This window comes from Bradyrhizobium sp. DOA1 (assembly GCF_001593325.1).
GTDB lineage: Bacteria > Pseudomonadota > Alphaproteobacteria > Rhizobiales > Xanthobacteraceae > Bradyrhizobium.
The window spans coordinates 7517242-7537989 of record NZ_JXJM01000001.1; the positions used below are offsets into that span (position 1 = coordinate 7517242).

Here is a 20748-nt window from a genome sequence, read left to right on the forward strand (position 1 = left end):
CGAGATCGGCGCGCGGCTGCATCACTGCGACGGGGCCGGTAGTCTGCATGCAGCCGCCGAGGGCCAGCGCGGCGGACGCGGCCAAGGACGCTGCAAAATTCGACCATCGAAACGCGCGTGCAACCGGCACCGGACCCATCCCTCGAAACGAGACAGATCCAGTGATGCACCGGGTATGGTTAATAAAGCGTTGAGCGGCGGCTGCGCCGGCGGCATCGCATACAGCGGCCAACTTCTACGCATGTCCCGCGCCGTCATGGCCGGGATTGTCCCGGCCATCCACGACCTTTGCGTGTCACGAAGAACGTGGATGCCCGGGACAAGCCCGGGCATGACGAGTACATGGCTGACTTACGCGCTCACGCCGGCGCCGATCGGGCAGGACACGCCGGTGCCGCCGAGGCCGCAATAACCGGCGGGATTCTTCGCCAGATATTGCTGGTGATAGTCCTCGGCGAAATAGAACGCGCCGGCCCGCGCATGAACAGCATGATGTATCTCCGAAGGCGAGTTGTGCGGTCGCATGAGACAAGCGCTCAGGCGGTGGGGCTCGCGATCAGGTGTGAATACAGGCATCTACACTGCGGGAGGCAGCGCCGTTACGCTGCCCGCGCGGCTCACCGTCTCGAATTGAAAATTCAATCCCTGCGGGAATTGAAAAACTCAATCCCGGCGGGAATTAAAACTCAATCCCGGGAATAGCCGATCAGTGGTTTCCGCGGACGGAACAGGATCATCAGCAGGATGCCGAGAACGCCGAGGACGGCGAAGACCGGCTGATCCAGCACCAGGCGGATCACCGAGGTCCAAAGCCAGGGCGCCTTAGCCTCGACCCAGGTCCGGAAGGCGGTCTGGCTGGCCTGATTGATGTCGTTCCAGAACTGGCCGAACCGGGTGAACTTCAGGGTCTGGTCGGCCACCCAGCGGGCGCCGTCATAGACCATGAAAATGAACCCGCCGGCGAGCAGCAGCAGCCCAATCAGTCTGAAAAAGCCGCGGATCATGCCTCACCCACCATGGTCGTCCGATCGGGCGACCCTTCAAGACGTCGCCAGCCAATAGCGGGACGAGGGCAGAAATTCAACCTCTTCAGGGCGTTACAGCACCCATCCGGGCTCGTTTGGGCCGGTTTTCCAGCTCCGAAAGCGTTGACGGTGCCGAAGAGCCTCTCTATAAGGGCGCCAACTGGCGGTGGGCGCAATCCTGCCGCCGCTGTTCTTTGAGCAGTTGCAGGCGCCCTGAGCTTCAAGACTCATCTCGAGCTTGAGGACTCTCTGGAGCCTCAGAGACAGCCGCAAGGCCGTCGCTCATGTTCCGGGAACGGCCAGCAACCGAACACCCTAAATCCGAGCGTCGATTCAGCGGTCAAGCAGCCGGCGCTACCCGACCAAGACGCGACCGGTACCGCAAAGGACATTGAGACCATGGCCAATACCACTTCCGCCAAGAAAGCGACGCGCAAGATCGCCCGCCGCACTGCCGTCAACAAGTCGCGCCGCACCCAGATGCGCGGTGCCGTACGCAGCGTCGAGGAAGCCATCAAGACCGGCGACCGCGCCGCTGCCGTCAAGGCGCTGGCGAATGCCGAGCCGGCCTTGATGCGCGCCGCACAGCGCAACATCATTCACAAGAACAACGCCAGCCGCAAAGTCTCGCGCCTCACTGCGCAGATCGCCAAGCTCGCGAAGTGAACTTGCAAGTAAACTTGCCAAGTCATTTCGCGAAGTAAGCTCGCGAAGTCATCTTGCGACATCATCGATTGAAAAGCCCGGCACTCGCGCCGGGTTTTTTTGTTGCCTGTCATATTCGGAAAGCGGTCACGCCAAATGCGATCGTCGATGGAATATCTGCATCGTCGGCGCTATTGTTCGTTCCGTAATTCTACCTGCCGACATTCTGCAACAGTCGAAACTTTCACTGCGTTGCAAAAAATCCCTGTGCCGCGGGCTCGAAATGAATTCCGCGGGCGACGAAAGTTCTACACACCGTAGATTCACCGGAAAGTGTCACGGTGGAGTTACCCTGCAAAACGAGTCTCGAAAAGCGATGACTCAATAATCACTTATCAACATAGCAGCGACAAGCATTTGGAAAATTCGCCCGCACGTCCAGCGCGTGACGGATTTGTAAAAAAATTTTGGCGGTGACTGAGAATTGTCACATGAGGCGCGGCATTTTCGATTCTGTACACGAATCCAAAAACTTGGTCCGGAGCCTGTGCACAACTCGGGTGCGGCGTTAACCGAGGTCAAGTTTTTTGATGCCTCAAGTGTGAATCAATTTCATTGCGAGTCTTTCCGCTTAGTGTATTTCTTAAGTCGTCAGCGGCGCCCACGATCTTCAGACCAGCGCGGTTTAGGAAACGGGGCGAGCGTGCAAATCGGCGGCGATGTGCACGTAGGCGACGCTTCAACAAGCGATGTCGGTTCACAACCCATAGCAATATGGGAACGGTAGCTTTTTGTCTGAATGTCTCCAAGCGGGATCTTCTCGCGCCAAACATGAGAGACATCGCAGAGCGACCCCGGCACGCAAGGTGGGCGAAGTCGAGCGGACGACCAGTACATTGGGCAGGCATCCGCGACAGGAGTACGGCGCGGTTGTCTTCAGGACACGCAGGACCTTGTCGTGAGTTATCACGGCAGGACGGGGAGGTATCATGTCTTACGGAATCAACGCGGTATTGAAGCACGTTTCCTATTCCAACGATGCCTTTGCAGCTCCGTCCGATGTCCAGCCTTCCGCGTGTGACGGAGCGCCGAGTACGCGCTGACCTCGCGACCCCTCCATCTCTGACATCGCTGATCTGACCATGTGGCGTTCGCGCCTGACGGTCGAGCCATGCCTGAAGATGGACTCGCTTCGAGGTCGCGCCATTCCAAGGGTCACGTTCAAGGACCCTGGCAGAAATTCTGCATGGCGCTCACAACGCAACTATATCTCTCAAGAGAAGTTTTCTGACGATGACAATGGAACAGGATCGCTGGTCACGCGTGAAGGGTCGGCTGCGCTCGACCGTTGGCGAGGACGTTTACACGAGCTGGTTTGCGCGCATGGATCTCGAAGGCGTGCAGGACGAGAGCGTACGGCTCTCGGTGCCGACCCGCTTCCTGAAGAGCTGGATCCAGGCCCATTATGCCGAGCGCGTGCTGTCGTGCTGGCAGGCCGAGATGCCGGAGGTGCATCGCATCGATCTCACGGTCCGCTCGGCGGTGCGTCCGGTCGCGCAGCCGAAGGAAGCGCCCGCCCCGATCGAGGCGCGCCGCGCGCCGACCCCGGAATTGCGCTCGACCGCGACCGCGCCGGTCTCGGCCAACCACGACGCGCTCGGCGGCTCGCCGCTCGATCCGCGCCTGACCTTTGCGAGCTTCGTCGTCGGCCGCTCCAACACGCTGGCCCATGCGGCCGCGCGCCAGGTCGCCGAAGGACGCCGCGGCGACCCCGTGATGTTCAACCCGCTCTACATCCATGCCGGCGTCGGCCTCGGCAAGACGCATCTGCTCCAGGCGGTGACCTGGGCCGGCAATTCCGGCAATGAGCGCAAGGTGCTGTATCTCACCGCGGAAAAATTCATGTACGGCTTCGTCGCCGCGCTGAAGACGCAGACGGCGCTCGCCTTCAAGGAAGCGCTGCGCGGCATCGACGTGCTCGTCATCGACGACCTCCAGTTCCTGCAGGGCAAGTCGACGCAGGCTGAATTCTGTCACACGCTGAACGCGCTGATCGACGCCGGCCGCCAGGTGGTGATCGCGGCCGACCGTCCGCCGTCCGATCTCGAAAGCCTGGACGATCGCGTCCGCTCGCGGCTCGCCGGCGGCCTCGTGGTCGAGATGGCCTCGCTCGGCGAGGACCTGCGGCACGGCATTCTCAAGTCGCGGGTCGCCGCGGCCCGCGCCCATCATGCGACCTTCGACGTGCCGGAGGAGGTGCTGCTTTATCTGGCGCGCACCATCACCCATAATGGCCGCGATCTCGAAGGCGCGATCAACCGGCTGCTGGCGCATTCCAAGCTGAACAACCAGCCGGTGACGCTGGAGATGGCCGAGCGCGAGGTGCGCGACCTGGTCCGGCCGCAGGAACCGAAGCGGATCAAGATCGAGGACATCCAGCGCGTGGTGGCGCGGCAGTACAATGTCAGCCGCTCCGATCTTTTGTCCTCGCGCCGCACCGCCAACGTGGTCCGCCCGCGGCAGGTGGCGATGTATCTCGCCAAGACCCTGACGCTGCGCTCGCTACCCGAGATCGGCCGCCGCTTCGGCGGACGCGACCACACCACCGTGCTGCACGCCGTGCGCAAGATCGAGTCCCTGGTCTCCAAGGACACGGCGCTGTCGGAGGAAGTGGAGTCGCTGAAGCGCCAGCTTCAGGAATAAAGGCCTAGGCTTTCCTGGCCATTCCCCGCCGCCCGGCCGAGCTGGGCGGCGGTCTTCGTTTTGGGCGGTAAACCGTGGGGAACTGCCCGCAATCCCTTGAATCCCGGGGCCATCCGCGCCACCTTGCGCGACCCTGACGGCTTTGATCATATCGGCTGGATGATCCGGCTTTCCGGGGTCTTCGGTGCCGTGGCGCGCGTCCCGCAGCCCGGCCTTTCCAACGCTGTGTTTTCTTGGGAATCGGGCGAGTAGTGCAATGAAGGTTACGGTCGAACGCGCGCAACTCCTGAAGTCGCTGGGCCATGTCCACCGCGTGGTCGAACGCCGCAACACGATTCCGATCCTCGGCAACGTGCTGGTCCGCGCCGAGAACGCGAAATTGTCGCTGAAGGCGACCGACCTCGACCTCGAGGTGACCGAGACGCTGCCGGCGGAAACCGCGACCGCGGGCTCCACCACCGTGCCGGCGCACATGTTCTACGACATCGTGCGCAAGCTGCCCGACGGCTCGCAGATCGTGCTGGAGGCGGACGGCGACCGCGCGGTGCTGGCGATCCGCGCCGGCCGCTCCCGCTTCACGCTGCAGACCCTGCCGGAGAATGATTTCCCGGATCTCGCCGCCGGGGACATGTCGCATTCGTTCTCGCTCGCCGCCAAGGACGTCAAGCGGCTGATCGACCGCACCCAGTTCGCGATCTCGACCGAAGAGACGCGCTATTACCTCAACGGCATCTACCTGCATGCCGCCGGCACGCCCAAGGCCGCCACCTTGCGCGGCGTCGCCACCGACGGCCACCGTCTCGCCCAGCTCGACCTGGTGCAGCCCAAGGGCGCCGAGGGCATGCCCGGCGTCATCGTGCCGCGCAAGACCGTCGGCGAGGTGCAGCGCCTGATCGAGGACACCGAGGCCGAGATGACGATCGAGCTGTCGCAGGCCAAGATCCGCTTCACCATCGGCAATGTAGTGCTGACCTCGAAGCTGATCGATGGCACCTTCCCCGACTACGGCCGCGTCATCCCGCAGAACAACGACAAGGAGCTCGTGGTCGACAAGAAGGATTTCGAGAACGCGGTCGACCGCGTCTCGACGATTTCGAGCGAGCGCGGCCGGGCGGTCAAGCTGTCGCTGTCGGCGGGCAAGCTGGTGCTGTCGGTGACCAATCCGGATTCCGGCAGCGCGACCGAAGAGCTCGAGGTCGAATACGCCTCCGACGCCCTCGATATCGGCTTCAATTCCCGCTATCTGCTCGACATCGCCGCCCAGATCGAAGGCGACGTCGCAACGCTCCGCCTCGCCGACCCCGGCTCCCCGACGCTGGTGCAAGACCGCGACGACAAGAGCGCGCTGTACGTGCTGATGCCGATGCGGGTGTGAGGCCTACCGGCACCCATAAGTGTTACTACATCCGTCATGGCCGGGCTTGTCCCGGCCATCCACGTCTTCGGAGCCGAGAACGTGGATGCCCGGCACAAGGCCGGGCATGACGAGAAGCGGATTCCATGACCCCCTCCCGCATTCATCGCCTGACGCTGACGCATTTTCGCAATTATCGGGCGGCGGGGCTCGAGACGGCGGCTGACATGGTGGCGCTGGTCGGGCCGAACGGGGCGGGCAAGACCAATTGTATCGAGGCGATCTCGTTCCTGTCGCCGGGGCGGGGCCTGCGGCGCGCGACGCTGGAGGACGTCGCCGACAAACAGGGCGACGGCTCCTGGGCGGTGTCGGCGCAGGTCGAGGGCGCTTTAGGCTTGGCCACGCTCGGCACCGGCATCGATGCGCCGCGGCCCGATGCTTCCGTGAGCCGGCGCTGCCGCATCGATCGCGAACCGGTCAATTCGGCCACCAGCTTCGGCGATCACATCCGCATGGTGTGGCTGACGCCGGCGATGGACGGGCTATTCATGGGCGCGGCCTCCGAGCGGCGGCGCTTCTTCGACCGTCTGGTGCTCGCCATCGACAGCGATCATTCGAGCCGCATCTCCGCGCTGGAGCGGTCCCTGCGCTCGCGCAACCGCCTGCTGGAAACGCGCAATTACGACGACCATTGGTGTGACGCGATCGAGCGCGAGACCGCCGAGCTTGCGGTCGCAGTCGCGGCAACGCGCGGCCAGACTGCGGCGCGGCTGACCGGAATGCTGAACGCGCGTGCACAGGAATCCGCCTTCCCCTCGGCGAGAATCGCGCTCGACGGCTGGATGGAGAACGCGCTGCTGCAGGAGACCGCGACCTCGGTCGAGGACCGCTACCGCCAGATCCTGCGCGACAATCGTCCGCGTGACGCCATCGCCGGCCGCACCACCGACGGCCCGCATCTCACCGACCTCCAGGTCGTCTATGCCCCCAAGAGCATGCCGGCGCGGGACGCCTCGACCGGCGAGCAGAAGGCGCTGCTGATCGGCCTCGTGCTGGCGCATGCGAGCCTGGTCGCCGAGATGACCGGTATCGTGCCACTGCTGCTGCTCGACGAGGTGGTCGCGCATCTCGACCCGAACCGCCGCGCCGCGCTGTTCGACGAGCTGAAGAAGCTCGGCGCCCAGGTGTGGCTGACCGGCGCGGACCCTGCGGCCTTCGCCGACATCGGCGCAGGCGGCCAAGTCTTTGACGTCGAGAGCGGACGAGTGTCGGCGCGTCAGTAGGCCGGCGCATTGAACCGGCCCGTTTCAGACCGCGACTAGCTGCTTGAGGCCGCAAGAAGCGGCCATCGCGCGCCACTCGGACATGCGCGACACCCTTGGAGCATGAGCATGACGGCGGTGAGGCATGGGGTGCAAGCCCCGGCACGATGGCAGTTGGTTGCATGCGGCTTCGTCCTGCTGGCGATGTGCATGCTCGCAGCCAGCGCCGGCGCCTCGCTGCCGCAGCTGTTTCCGACGACGCTGACGCTGGACTCCGATGCCAGGCTGCCCGCACCGACCCGCTACACTTACAGAGGGATCCACACCACGCTAATGCAGGGCGTCGACGCGCCGCTCCGCGTCAGGCTGGAGGCCACCGTGCCCGCGGGGCTCAACGACGTACTCGCCTTCTATCGCACCGAGCTTGGCAAGCTCGGCTGGCAGGAGCAGCTTGATGGCGCCGTGATCAGCACCGCGCACGTCCAGCTCGCCTTCGTCTCACCGCTGGGACCGGCCGCGCTGAAGCTCGACCGCAAGGAGTCCGGCACCGCGGTCCATCTCGTGCAGAAGAACGCGGACACCGCGACCAGAGCGAACGTCCTGCCCGAGCCCGGTCAGGCCAAGCTTGTGTTCAGCAATATCGGCAACAAGGAAGCGGTTCTTACCATCAACGAGCGGACCATCCCGCGCCCGGCCGGTGCGAACGCCGTCGCGCTGGACCTCGTGCCCGGCAAATATCCCTATCAGCTTGGCGTGCCCGGCCATCCCGCCATCACGAACATCCTCACCGTCGCCGCCGGCGATACCTGGGAGCTCACGATCGGGCGCGACAACGACGCCTGGGCGCCGCTGCAGCTATATTGAGCCCGTTGAACCTCGCTGGTTCCCGCCGCGACTTCTCGTCTGAGGCCGCGCGCCGACGGCGCCGCAGCCTGCCAATGCGCAGGGCATGACGGCCCGCGCGACATCCGGGAGTTTCGACGATGCCGATGATCCGGCGCGGGGCGCAAGTCCCGGCAAGATGGCTGCTGCTTGCCTGCGGCATTCTCGCAATAGTGAGCACCTCGCGTCCGGCCGGCGCGGCGGACGACGGCATCGTCGACGTCCATACGCTGCCGCGGCTCGACGGCGCGGTGGAGGACACTTCGCGTCCCGACAACCATCGCGTGATCTACACCGTTCCGACCGCCGTACCAGCCACGTCGGAAGCGGCCAGGAAGCTGCTGAGCGCCGAGGGCTGGGTGCCCTATGTGTATCCGCTGGACGAGAAGAGCAGCACGCTGAATTTCAAGAAGGGGCGGCAGGGCCTGCGCGTCTCCTTCATGCAGGCGCGCGGGCGTCCCGACCAGTCCGCGGTCGCCTACACGCCGAGCCGGATCTATTCCAACGTGCCGTTCCCGGACGGCGCGACCGATCTCGTGTTCGACGAGACCCGGCCCTATCTCGGCTGCATCGCGCCCGGCGCGCTCGATGCGACCGCGGCGTTCTTTGCGAAGGAGATGGCGGCGTTGGGATGGCGCAAGCTTAACCCCGAGGCGGCATCGCGCTGGCCGAACGCCGATCTCGGCGAGACCGTCCCGAACGGCATGCGCGTCTTCTACGACCATCCCGGCGGCGACACGACGCAGTTCTACAAGCAGAAGCCGGTGATGCTGACCTTGATGCGCCGCGACGATGGCCGCACCCATGTCGAGATCCGGGTGGCGCCGTTCGCGCTGACGGCGGAGCTCGAGGCCGACGACGACATGGCCGGCCTGCCGCGGCCCAAGCCGACCAAATCCGCGCGCGGCCTCGGCAGCGCGAGCTCCAACAAGCGCGAGATGTCGGCCGCTGCGATGGTCGAGCTGCCCGCGGTGCTCGCCTTCTATCGTCGCGAGCTCGCCGCGCGCGGCTGGCAGGAGGACGGCAACGCACCGCTCGCGCCCGGCGACGAGGTCGCGCTCAGGATCTCCTCGGCGGAGGAGACCGCCGTGCTGCGGCTCGGCCGCAAGTATGATTTCACCATGGTCAACCTGACCGCGCAGGTGAAGGAGTCCGCGCTTGCAGCCCGCGCCAAGGCGAAGAAGGAGGCCGATGCGAGGTTCCTGAGTGATGCCTTGGGCACGGCTCAGCAGCTCATTGCCGCCGATGAGGTCAGGCGCAAAGCGCAGTCCGCCACTCTGTCGAATGCGCCGCTCACTGCGCTCGCCGACAGCAAGACGCCGGTGCCGCTGCCCGGGAACGCCGAAAGCGTGAATTTCGAGGGCGGCGAAGGCCGGCTGGAATTCTCCTCGGCGTCGAGCGTGAAGGCGCTCAGCAGCTTCTATCGCACGGCGCTGAAGAGCGCAGGCTGGAAAGAGCAGCCCTCCGTCATCAACCAGCCCAACATGGCGGTGATGGCGTTCTCGAAAGGCGGCAAGTCGATCTCGATGACGGTGATGCAGATGGGCCCGAAGGTGAATGTCCGCGCCGACGGGTCGGGCCTGGTGACGGAAGTGGCCAAGCCTGCGGCCGGCGCGGAGGCGGAGGTGCAGGCCAAATCCGCCGAGCCGCTCAAACCGGACCTCGAGTCCCCACTGCCCGTGCCGACGCAGCGTTCGTCGAAATCGCTTGCCAGCACGAAGGTCCCTGGCGGCGAGGCACCGCTTCGCCGCGAACTGACGGCCAACATTCCGGCGCCGCTGCCTGATGTCCTCACCTTCTACCGCGCCGAGCTGTCCAAGCTCGGCTGGCAGGAAAAGACCGAGGGTGCAGCGATCTCGACGGAACGCGCGCAGATCGACTTCACCTCGCCGCAAGGCCCGGCCGTGCTCAAGCTCGGCCGCGCCAAGGGCGAGACCACGGTCAATCTGGCGCAGAAGAATGCGGATGTCGCGGCCAAGGCCGACATCATGCCGAAGGCGGGACAAGCAAGGGTCATGCTCGGAAACATCGGCGCCGCCGAGGCCTCACTGACGATCAACAAGCAGACGGTGAAGATCGCCGCCGGCGCCGGTGGCCCCCAGTCTGGGAAAGGACCGATGCTCGACCTGCCGCCCGGCAAGCACCAATACGCGCTACGCGTGCCGGGCCGCCCGGCCCAGACCGAAACCCTGACCGTTGCCGCCGGCGAGGCCTGGGGCCTCTTGGTGGGCCCGAGCGGAGACGTGCTGCCGCTTCAGATGTATTGAGGTTGATCGTCGTGGCCGGGCTCGTCCCGGCCATCCACGTTCTGCGGTCCGCACAAAGACGTGGATGCCCGGGCCTTCGCCTCGCCGAAGCGGCTTCGGCCCCCGCAGGCGGGTCAAGGTGCGGGCATGACGGCTCCTGAGAAGCGCCGCGGAACGCCTTTCCGACCCCGCAAATTCACCGATTCTCGAGACCGGAAACCGCCCTCGAATCGGGCTTTTTGCAAGCCTCCGAATCGGCCTGCAAAAGCCTTGAAAACTCGCTGAAAAACCCTATCTGCTCAAAGGGTTGCCAGAGGATACTTTGCGCTAGGCGCAGGCGGTCTTTCATGGCACAAATAGCCTGCAAATCAGCGCCTTCTGTGCAGCTGATTCGGGCGACATCTCGAAGGCCTCTCATGACAGAACCTGCTCGGCAGCCCTCTGCCGAAAACGAGCCCTCCATCGCGAGCGAATACGGCGCGGAATCGATCCGCGTGCTCAAGGGTCTCGACGCCGTCCGCAAGCGTCCGGGCATGTATATCGGCGACACCGACGACGGCTCCGGCCTGCACCACATGGTCTACGAGGTCGTCGACAACGCGATCGACGAGGCGCTCGCGGGCCACGCCACGCGCGTCGACGTCATCCTCAACGCCGACAATTCCGTGACGGTGCGCGACGACGGCCGCGGCATCCCCGTCGACATCCACAAGGGCGAAGGCATCTCGGCGGCCGAGGTCATCATGACCCAGCTCCATGCCGGCGGTAAGTTCGACCAGAACTCCTACAAGGTCTCCGGCGGCCTGCACGGCGTCGGCGTCTCCGTCGTCAACGCGCTCTCCAGCAAGCTCGGCCTGCGGATCTGGCGCGACGACAAGGAACACTACATCGAGTTCGCCCATGGCGATGCCGTGGCGCCGCTGAAAGTGATCGGCGATGCGCCGGGCAAGCGCGGCACCGAGGTGACTTTCCTCGCCTCGACCGAGACGTTCAAGAACATCGAATATGATTTCGCCACGCTCGAGCACCGGCTGCGCGAGCTCGCCTTCCTCAATTCCGGCGTCAACATCGCCCTCTCCGACATGCGTCACGCGGTCGAGAAGCGCGAGGAGATGCACTATTCCGGCGGCGTCGAGGAGTTCGTCAAATATCTCGACCGCAACAAGAAGGCCCTGGTGCCCGCGCCGATCATGGTCCGCTCGGAAGCCAACGGCATCGGCGTCGAGGCCGCCTTGTGGTGGAACGACAGCTACCACGAGAACGTGCTGTGCTTCACCAACAACATCCCGCAGCGGGACGGCGGCACCCATCTGGCCGGTTTCCGCGGCGCGCTGACGCGCCAGGTCAACGGCTATGCCGAGGCCAACGCCAAGAAGGAAAAGATCGCGCTCACCGGAGACGATTGCCGCGAAGGTCTCACGGCCGTTCTCTCGGTGAAGGTGCCGGACCCCAAGTTTTCGTCGCAGACCAAGGACAAGCTGGTGTCCTCGGAGGTGCGTCCCGTGGTCGAGAACGTCCTCAACGAGGCGCTTCAGGCCTGGTTCGAGGAGCATCCGTCTGAGGCCAAGATGATCGTCGGCAAGGTGATCCAGGCCGCCGCCGCCCGTGAAGCCGCGCGAAAGGCGCGCGAGCTGACGCGCAAGAGCCCGCTCTCGGTGTCCTCGCTGCCCGGCAAGCTCGCCGACTGCCAGGAAAAGGATCCCGCGAAGTCCGAACTCTTCATCGTCGAGGGTGACTCGGCCGGCGGCAGCGCCAAGCAGGGCCGCAACCGCGAATTCCAGGCCGTCTTGCCGCTGCGCGGCAAGATTTTGAACGTTGAACGCGTCCGCCCCGACAAGATGCTGTCGTCCGAGCAGATCGGCACGCTGATCACGGCGCTCGGCACCGGCATCAGCGACGACTTCTCGGTCGAGAAGCTGCGCTATCACAAGATCATCGTGATGACGGACGCCGACGTCGACGGCGCCCATATCCGCACGCTGCTGCTCACCTTCTTCTACCGGCAGATGCGCGACATCATCGACGGTGGCTATCTCTATATCGCTCAGCCGCCGCTCTATAAGGTTTCACGCGGCAAGTCCGAGCAATATCTGAAGGACGAGCGCGCGCTGGAGGACTATCTGATCGACGCCGGCCTCGACGACTGCGTGTTCGTTCCCGGCACCGGCGGCGACCGCACCGGCCGCGATTTGCGCGCGCTGATCGACGACGCCCGCGTGGTCCGCAGCATCCTGCGCAATCTGCACAGCCGCTATAACCGAAAAGTGGTCGAGCAGGCCGCCATTACCGGCGTGCTGAACAAGTCGGTTTACGGCAACCCTGAGAACGCCGCGGCCGCAGCGCAGTACATTGCAACCAGGCTCGACAACCAGGCCGAGGAAGTCGAGCGTGGTTGGGTCGGACAATTCGTCGAGGGCCAGGGCTTCGTGTTCGAGCGCACCGTGCGCGGCGTCAAGGAAGCCGCTATCATCGACGACGCGCTGCTCGGCTCGGCCGAGGCGCGCAAGCTCGACGAGTACACGCCGAAACTCCAGGACGTCTACGCCCGTTCCGGCAAGCTGCGGCGCAAGGACTCCGAGCACGTGGTGCACGGCCCGGTCGACCTGTTCGAGGCGGTCACCGAGTCCGGGCGCAAGGGTATCTCGCTGCAGCGCTACAAAGGTCTTGGCGAGATGAACCCGGAACAGCTCTGGGAGACCACGCTCGACACAGAAGTACGCTCGCTGCTGCAGGTGAAGGTCAAGGAGGTCGACGAGGCCGACGACATCTTCACCAAGCTGATGGGCGACGTGGTCGAGCCCCGCCGCGACTTCATCCAGGAACATTCGCTGAGCGCGACGATCGATATTTGAGGCGAATGGCTTCAGACGGTCGTCATGCCCGGGCTTGTCCCGGGCATCCACGTTCTTCGTGCGGCTCGGCAAGACGTGGATGGCCGGGTCAAGCCCGGCCATGACAACGTGGGTCCACATGGGCTGAACCTCACCCCTGGCCATCGCGACGAAGTGGCATGAACCCATTGGCAAATCCGGCCGGGAAGCCCTCACGCCATGATCGCCTCTGCAACACCCAGCTCCACCGTGCCGTCCCGCCGCCTCGGCATTATCGGCAGTATTGTCGGCGTGCTGGCGCTGATGGCGGCGGTGCTGCCGCATTGGATCGTGCCGATCGTGTTTCCGCCGCCGCCGGCGGACAAGGTGATCGTCGACACCGGGCATCGCATCAAGGACCGCATCGTCGCGAAGGTGAAGGGCGTGGAGTATCAGGCTCCGAAGGTGGAGAAATCGGCGGGGCGGAGCTGGAGTGGAATCGCCTCGGTGACCGCGATCTCGCTCGGTCTGCTCGCCATCCTGTTCTCGGTGCTCTCGATGATCTTCCGAGAGGAACGGCTGCTTGCCGCGGTTGCCGCCACGCTCGGCACCGGCGCCATCGCGATCGAAATCTCCTTCGTCATGATGGGGGTGCTGATCCTGATCGCGATCCTCTATGTGATCGGCAATATCATCGGACTGTTCTAGGACCCACCTGCAACAAGCTCCGCACCTCATCTTGAGGAGCCCGCAAAGCGGGCGTCTCGAAAGATGGCCGCAGGCGAGAGCGGGGCCTTCATGGTTCGAGACGCGCGTTCCGCGCTCCTCACCATGAGGGACATGCTGTGGTGTCCCGGCCAACGAGCGCCCCCTCGCCGCCGTCCGGCACAATTGCTCCCGCGACCAATTCTCTGTAGTTTCCGCCCCGAAACAGCCCGCCCACCAACAGGACAGCGAGAACCACGTGGCGCCCATCCAATATATCGTCGAGGGCGGTCACCGGCTCTCGGGCTCGATCGAGCCGTCCGGCAACAAGAATTCGGCGCTGCCGATCATCGCAGCCGCCCTGCTCACCGAGCATCCGGTGACGCTGCAGAACGTGCCGCGGATCCGCGACACCGAGACGCTGGTCGAGCTGATCCGCTCGGTCGGCGCCGCGGCGGAATGGACCGCCCGCAATACGCTGCAAATCCACGCCAAGAGCATCCGCGCCGCCGATCTCGACCCCGAGCTGTGCGTTCGCATCCGCGCCTCGATCCTGCTCGCCGGCCCCCTGCTCGCCCGCTGCGGCGAGGTGATGCTGCCGCCGCCCGGCGGCGACGTCATCGGCCGGCGCCGGCTCGACACCCATGTGCTGGCGCTGGAACAGCTGGGGGCCAAGGTCACCGCGACCGACCGTCTCGAATTCCGCGCGCCCAAGCTTGCGGGTGCCGACGTGTTCCTGGACGAGCCCAGCGTCACCGCCACCGAGAACGCGCTGGTCGCCGCGGTCGCCGCCGACGGCGTTACATATTTGCGCAATGCGGCGTCCGAGCCGCATGTGCAGGATCTCGCCAATTTCCTGGTCGCGCTCGGTGCGAAGATCGAGGGCATCGGCACCAACACCATGATCATCCATGGCCCGGCGACGCTGGGCGGCGCGACTTATTCGATCCAGCCCGACCATATCGAGGTCGGCTCGCTGATCGGCCTTGCCGCGGTGACGCGCTCGCCCTTGCGCATCGTGCGCGCCGGCGTCGAGCATCTGCGCTCGATCCGCATGGGGTTCGAACGGCTCGGCATCGTCTGCCGCGTCGAGGGCGACGATCTCATCGTGCCCTCCAATCAGACCTTGAAGATCCAGGACGATTTCGGCGGCCATGTGCCCAAGCTCGAGGACCAGCCCTGGCCGGCCTTCCCCGCCGACCTGATGTCGATCGCGATCGTCACCGCCACGCAATGCGAGGGCGTGATCCTGATGTTCGAGAAGATGTTCGAATCGCGAATGTTCTTCGTCGACAAGCTGATCGCGATGGGCGCGCGCATCGTGCTGTGCGATCCGCACCGCGCCATCATCGCCGGCCCCAGCCGCCTGCACGGCGCGACCATGACCTCGCCCGACATCCGCGCCGGCATGGCTATGCTGCTCGCCGCCGTCTGCGCCGAGGGCACCTCCACCATCAACAACGCCGACCAGATCGAGCGCGGCTATGAGCGCATCGAGGAGCGGCTGAATGCGCTGGGCGCGAAGATCAAGCGCGTGCCGGAGCGGAAGGGCTGAGGCTTCTCCATTGAGAGAGTGCTCGCTCCGCCAACGGTCTGGTAGGGTGGGCAAAGCGCAGCGTGCCCACCAATTCTCTCCAATTACTTGATTGACGGTGGGCACGGCGCAAGCACGCCTTTGCCCACCCTACGGTACCGAGCTAGCGGCCAAATCCGCACACCTGTCTCACTGCGGCGCTTCGTATCATCTCGTGCCCCGGACGCAGCGCAGCACCTAAGTGATGCGCTGCTGAGCCGGGGCCCATGCGACTACGCGCCACGCCTGTGGCTTCTGGGTCCCGGCTCGCGCTTCGCGCGTCCGGGACACGAGAGCGAGCCATGTTTTCGTCGCGGGGCTGTGCTATTGCAGCCACCATGCTCGACACGGTTCAACATCATGCGCAGCCGCAAGCCGGCGTGCCGCCAAATCATCTCGCCGCTGAATTCGCGGAGACGCTGCGCCTCGCCGTGCCGCTGATGCTGACGCAGCTCGGGCAGATCGCGATGATCACGACCGATCTCGCGATGATCGGCCACCTCGGCGAGAGGGCGGTGGCTGCGGCGGCGCTGGCGCATACGGTCTATTTCGTCAACTTCACCTTTGGGCTCGGATTGATGTCGGCGGTATCGCCGCTGGCCGCGCAGGCCTTTGGCGCCGGCGACCCCAAGCTCATCCGCCGCTCCTTGCGGGTCGGCCTGTGGGTCGCCCTGCTGATTTCGCTGCCGATGATGGCCTCGCCCCTCTATGGCGAACAGATCCTGCTCGCGCTGGGCCAGGTGCCGCAATCGGCCGCGCTCGCCCAGCGCTATCTCAATGGCCTCGCCTGGGGCATCGCGCCGGCGCTCGGCTTCATCGCGCTGCGCAGCATGATGAGCGCGGTGAACCGGCCGCAAGCCCCGCTTTGGATCACGGTCGCGGCGATCCCGATCAATGCCGTCCTCGTCTACGCCCTCATCCACGGCCTGTTCGGCCTGCCAGAGCTCGGCCTGTTCGGCGCGGGGCTCGGGACCACGCTGGTCAATCTCGGCACCTTCCTTGCCGCGCTCGCCATTGCCGCATGGCGCAAGCCGTTCGCGGACTATCACCCGCTCGCCCGTCTCTGGCGGATCGACTGGCCGTTGATGCGCCAGCTCATCGCGATCGGCGCGCCGATCTCGTTTTCGCTGCTGCTGGAATACGGCCTGTTCTCTTCCGCCGCGCTGCTGATGGGGCTGATCTCAACCACGGCGCTCGCCGCGCACCAGATCGCGCTTCAGGTCACCGCCGTGCTGTTCATGGTGCCGCTCGGCATCGGCATGGCGGCAACGGTGCGCGTCGGCCATGCGTTCGGGCGAGGCGACATGGTCGCCGTGAGGCGCGCGGGCCTGGTTGCAGCCGTACTCGGCATCGCGCTCGTCTCCGCCCTGACCGTCGCGATCATTCTCGGCCGCTATGAGCTCGGGCGGCTGTTCTTCGGCCGCAGCGAGGCCAGTGCGGCAACGGTCGAGCTGACGGCGACGCTGCTGGTGGTCGGCGCGACCTTCTTCATCGGCGATGGCCTGCAGACCATCATTGGCGGCGCGCTGCGCGGCATCAACGACACCAGGCTGACACTGGTGTTCGCGGCGATCGGCTATTGGTGCGTGGCTTTCCCGACCGCCTGGCTGCTGGCGTTCCACACCGGACTGGGCGCGACTGGCGTCTGGGTCGGCTTCTCGGTCGGCACCTTCGTCTATGCCGGCCTCCTGATCTTGCGCTTCCGCACGCTGGCGCGCAGACTGATGGCATGACCAGCACGGTTCGCGAAATCACCCCCAATGTCGATGCCGGCACGGTGCTGGCGGGCGCGCAGTTCATCGACGCGTTTCGCGTCGAGATCGGCGCAGCGGCGGTGAACGCCCGCGAGGCCTGCACCCGGATGGTGCTGCACGGGCCGCGCTGGATCGACGCGCTGCTGCGCCTGCGCAACGTTCTGGTGACGCCGTTCGGGCTGAAGACGTCAGGCGAAGGCGCGCCGGCGCCGCATGGCCTGATCGGCTTGTTTCCCGTCCTGAGCGAGACGCCGGAGCGCCTTGTCGCGGGCTTCGACGATCATCATCTCGACTTCCGCATCGTAGTCGACGTGACGGGCGATGCCAGGGATCGCCAGGTCACCTCGACCACGCTGGTGCGCACGCACAATCTGCTCGGCCGCATCTATCTCACGCTCATCATGCCGTTCCACAAGCTCGTGGTCCGCAGCATGATGACAGGAATCATAGAGCCGGCGCGATGACCTGCGCGGGCCGACATTGCTGAACACCGCCGGTGTTCAGCCCACCGGCCCCGGAGTCCAATTGTCCCCCGCGAGCGGACTGACTTTCACGCCGGGAATGACGCCGATATCCATGCTCGGATCGAAATGGCGCATCGTCCGCTCGTTGAAGTCGATGATGCGGCCAGGTCTCAGCGGGCCCACGTCATTGATCTTGACGATGACTTTCTTGCCCACGGCCTCGACGAGAGCATATTTCGGTCTCGCGCCGAATTGGACCCCACCAAATTTCCGGCGCAGGCTCGTTTTGATGGCAGCCGTCCAGGCAGACGGATCATAACGTTCGCCGGAGGCTGTCTTCGGACCGCCCTCCTCCTTGCCGGGCTTGAACGGATTGTACGTCGACGCCGCGCCAATGATCGCCTCGCCGGAGACGGCATCGACGACGGCACTTGAGTGATCCCCACGCGTTTCACTTCGGGCAACGGCAACAGACAAGGCAAGCGTAATCAGGGCGCCGCAAATTGCGGCGCTCGAGCGGAATAGCATCATAAGTCCTGTGATTTTTTAGTTTGTCCGGTTCCAGAACCGCAAACATGGCCAAGCGAACGCAGCAGCGTTCGTCAACTTGTGCCAAGCGTTTTGCGGATTCGAGCCAACCCTGGCTACGGAACCGTTGTGAGAACCGGGGTGGTCCTCACGTCGTGTTTAGCTTGTCGCCGATTAAAACAGAGAATGCGTCAGCAACATGACCCGATGGAACCTCGTGCGTGCAGCAGAGTCGCAGGCCGCAGATCCGTGTCGCGCTGCGGAGACGTGCATTTGCTGTCGAAAGCAGACGTTGACGACGACGCGCTCGAACTCACTCCGCAATGCGCGCGGACTTGTCGCTCGAGGCCTCCGACCATTCGCCGACGACGCGATCGAGATCACAGAGATTCTGGTGCATCTGCTCCAGCGAGAAGCCGAGCGCAAAGAAGCGTTCAGCGGTGTCAGCGGGCTGACCGCGAATCAATCCGTCATGACGCACGGCGGCGACGGCCTCGGCGTAATGCTGGAGCGCGACGTGCACGGGATGGATCGGCGGCGCACCGGCGCCTTCACGCAAGGCCGCAGCGGCCGAACGCAGGAAGCGCGCGATCACCGTCGAGACTTCCGTCAGCGGACCTGCGAGCCTCGTCTGCACGTCGGCCGGCAACGGCACCACGGTGGCGCGGCCGATCATCACGACGTCGTGCCGCAGCCGCAGGATGGTTCGCAACAACGGTCCGGTATCCGGCCCGCTCGACAGACGCACGGCGCGCTCGCGCTCGGCCTCGGAGCCGATCGCATTCAGATTCACCATCGCTGCGCCGATGCCGTCCTGGATCCGGTGCAGCGCGTCGTTGTCGCGGCCGCGTGTGAGACCTGCGAGCAGTTCGGTGAAGGCATCCGCGATCAATTCGAGCAGCTTTGCCGCGCTGGCGCGAATCTGTCGCACCGCGCGCGAGGGCAGCACCAGGAATGACACGACCAGACCCGTAATGGCACCGACCGCGACCTCGCTGACGCGATCGATTGCCGAGGTCAGGGGGTCGGCATGATGCAGGGTCGGCACCAGGAGCACGATCACGGCCGTGACCGTCGCCGCGCTGAGGCTCGGATTGATTGCGGCGATGAAGGCGAGCGGCGCGACGGACAGCACCAGCAACCCCAACAAGCCGGTCTCGCTGGAATAGGGGATCAGGATCGCGATGGCGCCGCCATAGATGGCACCGCCGATGGTGCCGAGCATGTAGTCGCGCGTCGCCTTCAGCGAGCGGCCGACGCTCATCTGGGTCACGATCAGCGAGGTCAGCACCGCCCAGAGCGGCAGCAAGAGATGCAGCGCCGAGGCGATGGCATAGGCCGCGACCGCCGCCACCGTGACGCGGATCGCCAGTCCCAATTGCGTCCGCCGCGCCCGGACCTGGTCGAACAGCTCTCTTGCGCGCGTCATACGGAATATCCCGATCGTCTCAAGACAGGCAAAAGCATAGCTGATGCCCGCGGCTCGAAGGCGGCTTGAAAGGCGAAATCAGCCCGCCTAACTTGCCGGCCAAAACGAGGAAACACGATGGCTCAGGAAACCGCAACGCTCGCCGCCTATGTCTTCAATCTGAAATACCAGGATATTCCGCCCGAGGTGCTGGATCGCGCCAAGGTGCTGACGCTGGATTTCCTCGGCAGCGCCATCCGCGCCCGCAGCGAGGCGGAATCCACCCCGTCGATCCTGAAGACGCTGGAGACGCTCGCGCTCGACACCAAGGGCGAGTCCACCGTGTTCGGCGACAGCAAGACCTGGACCCCGGCGGTCGCAGCCCTGCTCAACGGCGCGCTGGGACATTCTCTCGACTTCGACGATACCCATGCCGATTCATCGCTGCATCCGAGCGCACCGGTGGTGCCGGCCGCCTTCGCGGTCGGCGAGATGGTCGGCGCGTCCGGGCGCGACGTGCTGACGGCGATCGTCGCGGGCTATGAAGTCTGCTGCCGGCTCGGCAACGCGCTCGACCCGACCTCGCATTACGCACGCGGCTTCCACCCCACCGCGACCGCCGGCACCTATGGCGCTGCAGCCGCCGCGGCCAAGCTGTTCGGGCTTTCCGAGAAGCAGATCATCGCAGCCTTCGGCGTGTCCGGCAGCCAGGCCGCCGGCTCGCTGCAATTCCTGGTCAACGGCGCCTGGAACAAGCGCTACCAGGTCGGCGCCGCCGCGATGAACGGCGTGATCGCCGCGACGCTGGCGCGCAACGATTTCGTCGGCGCGACTGAATCGGTCGAGGGCAAGCACGGCCTGCTCGCCGGCTATACCGACGATGCGCATCCGGACAAGGCGGTCGCCGGGCTCGGCAAGACCTATGAGACGATGAAGATCGGCGTGAAGCCTTATCCGAGCTGCCGCTACACCCATGCGGCGATCGACGCGCTGATCGCGATGCGGCGCGAGCACAACCTGACGCCGGATCAGGTCAAGCGCGTCGAGATCGGCCTGCACCGCAACGGCATCACGCTGACCGGCGATGCCGCGACCAAGCGTCATCCGCGCTCGATCGTCGGCGGCCAGTTCTCGATGTTCTTCACCGGTGCGCTCGCGCTCGACCAGGGCTCGTTCGGCTGGGACGACTACAACCGCCTCGGGGACGCCGCCATCGACGCGCTCGCCGACAAGTTCGACGTGGTGCAGGACGACCGGCTGGAAGTCGGCCGCACCCATCCCTTCGGCGCCCGCGTCAGCATCACCACTGATGACGGCGTGCATGAGCGGCTCTACGCCGATCCCTCGGGGGAGCCGACTTCGTTCCCCGACACGCAGGCGATGCAGCAG

Annotated in this window: 15 protein-coding genes and 1 pseudogene; 12 read left to right on the plus strand and 4 right to left on the minus strand. The window is 65.2% G+C overall.

Going from position 1 to position 20748, the window contains the following annotated elements; all coding sequences use genetic code 11:
• Window positions 1–351: 351 nt before the first annotated feature.
• A pseudogene (locus tag SE91_RS35810) lies at window positions 352–480 on the minus strand (peptide-methionine (S)-S-oxide reductase); the annotation flags it as partial.
• 206 nt (window positions 481–686) lie between these two features.
• A complete protein-coding gene (locus SE91_RS34750; protein ID WP_008540289.1) occupies window positions 687–1004 on the minus strand; it encodes a hypothetical protein in 318 nt (105 codons plus the stop codon).
• A 420-nt stretch (window positions 1005–1424) separates the two neighbouring features.
• Between SE91_RS34750 and rpsT the strand changes: the two genes are divergently transcribed.
• From rpsT to SE91_RS34805, 11 genes are all read left to right on the plus strand, one after another.
• Window positions 1425–1691, plus strand: coding sequence for a 30S ribosomal protein S20 (gene rpsT, locus SE91_RS34755; RefSeq protein ID WP_060737422.1), 267 nt, complete (start codon window positions 1425–1427; stop codon window positions 1689–1691).
• Window positions 1692–2963: 1272 nt separating this feature from the next.
• A complete protein-coding gene (dnaA, locus tag SE91_RS34760) occupies window positions 2964–4373 on the plus strand; it encodes a chromosomal replication initiator protein DnaA (protein ID WP_060734323.1) in 1410 nt (469 codons plus the stop codon).
• A 256-nt stretch (window positions 4374–4629) separates the two neighbouring features.
• Window positions 4630–5748 carry a DNA polymerase III subunit beta gene (dnaN, locus tag SE91_RS34765; protein ID WP_036002613.1) on the plus strand — a complete coding sequence of 373 codons (1119 nt, stop codon included), beginning with the start codon at window positions 4630–4632 and terminating at the stop codon, window positions 5746–5748.
• Between the two features lie 125 nt (window positions 5749–5873).
• Window positions 5874–7010 (plus strand): DNA replication/repair protein RecF, encoded by a 1137-nt coding sequence (recF, locus tag SE91_RS34770; RefSeq protein WP_061850830.1) that lies wholly within the window; start codon window positions 5874–5876, stop codon window positions 7008–7010.
• A gap of 108 nt (window positions 7011–7118) precedes the next feature.
• Window positions 7119–7853 (plus strand): hypothetical protein, encoded by a 735-nt coding sequence (locus SE91_RS34775; protein ID WP_061851475.1) that lies wholly within the window; start codon window positions 7119–7121, stop codon window positions 7851–7853.
• Between the two features lie 119 nt (window positions 7854–7972).
• Complete coding sequence (locus SE91_RS34780; protein ID WP_061850831.1) at window positions 7973–10138, plus strand: hypothetical protein; 2166 nt, start codon at window positions 7973–7975, stop codon at window positions 10136–10138.
• 395 nt (window positions 10139–10533) lie between these two features.
• The gene (gene gyrB / locus SE91_RS34785; RefSeq protein WP_061850832.1) at window positions 10534–12969 is read left to right on the plus strand and encodes a DNA topoisomerase (ATP-hydrolyzing) subunit B; all 2436 of its coding nucleotides are present in this window, start codon (window positions 10534–10536) and stop codon (window positions 12967–12969) included.
• 198 nt (window positions 12970–13167) lie between these two features.
• A complete protein-coding gene (gene yidI / locus SE91_RS34790) occupies window positions 13168–13635 on the plus strand; it encodes an inner membrane protein YidI (RefSeq protein WP_061850833.1) in 468 nt (155 codons plus the stop codon).
• A gap of 256 nt (window positions 13636–13891) precedes the next feature.
• Window positions 13892–15187, plus strand: a complete 1296-nt coding sequence (gene murA, locus SE91_RS34795) for a UDP-N-acetylglucosamine 1-carboxyvinyltransferase (protein WP_060734326.1) — start codon at window positions 13892–13894, stop codon at window positions 15185–15187.
• Between the two features lie 356 nt (window positions 15188–15543).
• Window positions 15544–16938: an MATE family efflux transporter gene (locus SE91_RS34800; RefSeq protein ID WP_061850834.1), complete on the plus strand. Its 1395-nt coding sequence runs from the start codon at window positions 15544–15546 to the stop codon at window positions 16936–16938.
• The gene (locus tag SE91_RS34805) at window positions 16935–17423 is read left to right on the plus strand and encodes a DUF2867 domain-containing protein (protein WP_061850835.1); all 489 of its coding nucleotides are present in this window, start codon (window positions 16935–16937) and stop codon (window positions 17421–17423) included. The genes SE91_RS34800 and SE91_RS34805 overlap by 4 nt, the downstream gene beginning before the upstream one ends.
• Window positions 17424–17459: 36 nt before the next feature.
• Here SE91_RS34805 and SE91_RS34810 read toward each other — a convergent pair whose 3' ends face one another.
• Window positions 17460–17954 carry a septal ring lytic transglycosylase RlpA family protein gene (locus tag SE91_RS34810; RefSeq protein WP_197489555.1) on the minus strand — a complete coding sequence of 165 codons (495 nt, stop codon included), beginning with the start codon at window positions 17952–17954 and terminating at the stop codon, window positions 17460–17462.
• Between the two features lie 310 nt (window positions 17955–18264).
• Window positions 18265–19380 carry an FUSC family protein gene (locus SE91_RS34815; RefSeq protein WP_061850836.1) on the minus strand — a complete coding sequence of 372 codons (1116 nt, stop codon included), beginning with the start codon at window positions 19378–19380 and terminating at the stop codon, window positions 18265–18267.
• Between the two features lie 117 nt (window positions 19381–19497).
• On the opposite strand from SE91_RS34815, the gene SE91_RS34820 reads away from it, so the two are divergent.
• Window positions 19498–20748 (plus strand): MmgE/PrpD family protein (locus SE91_RS34820; protein ID WP_061850837.1); only part of this gene is annotated, 1251 nt, incomplete at its 3' end.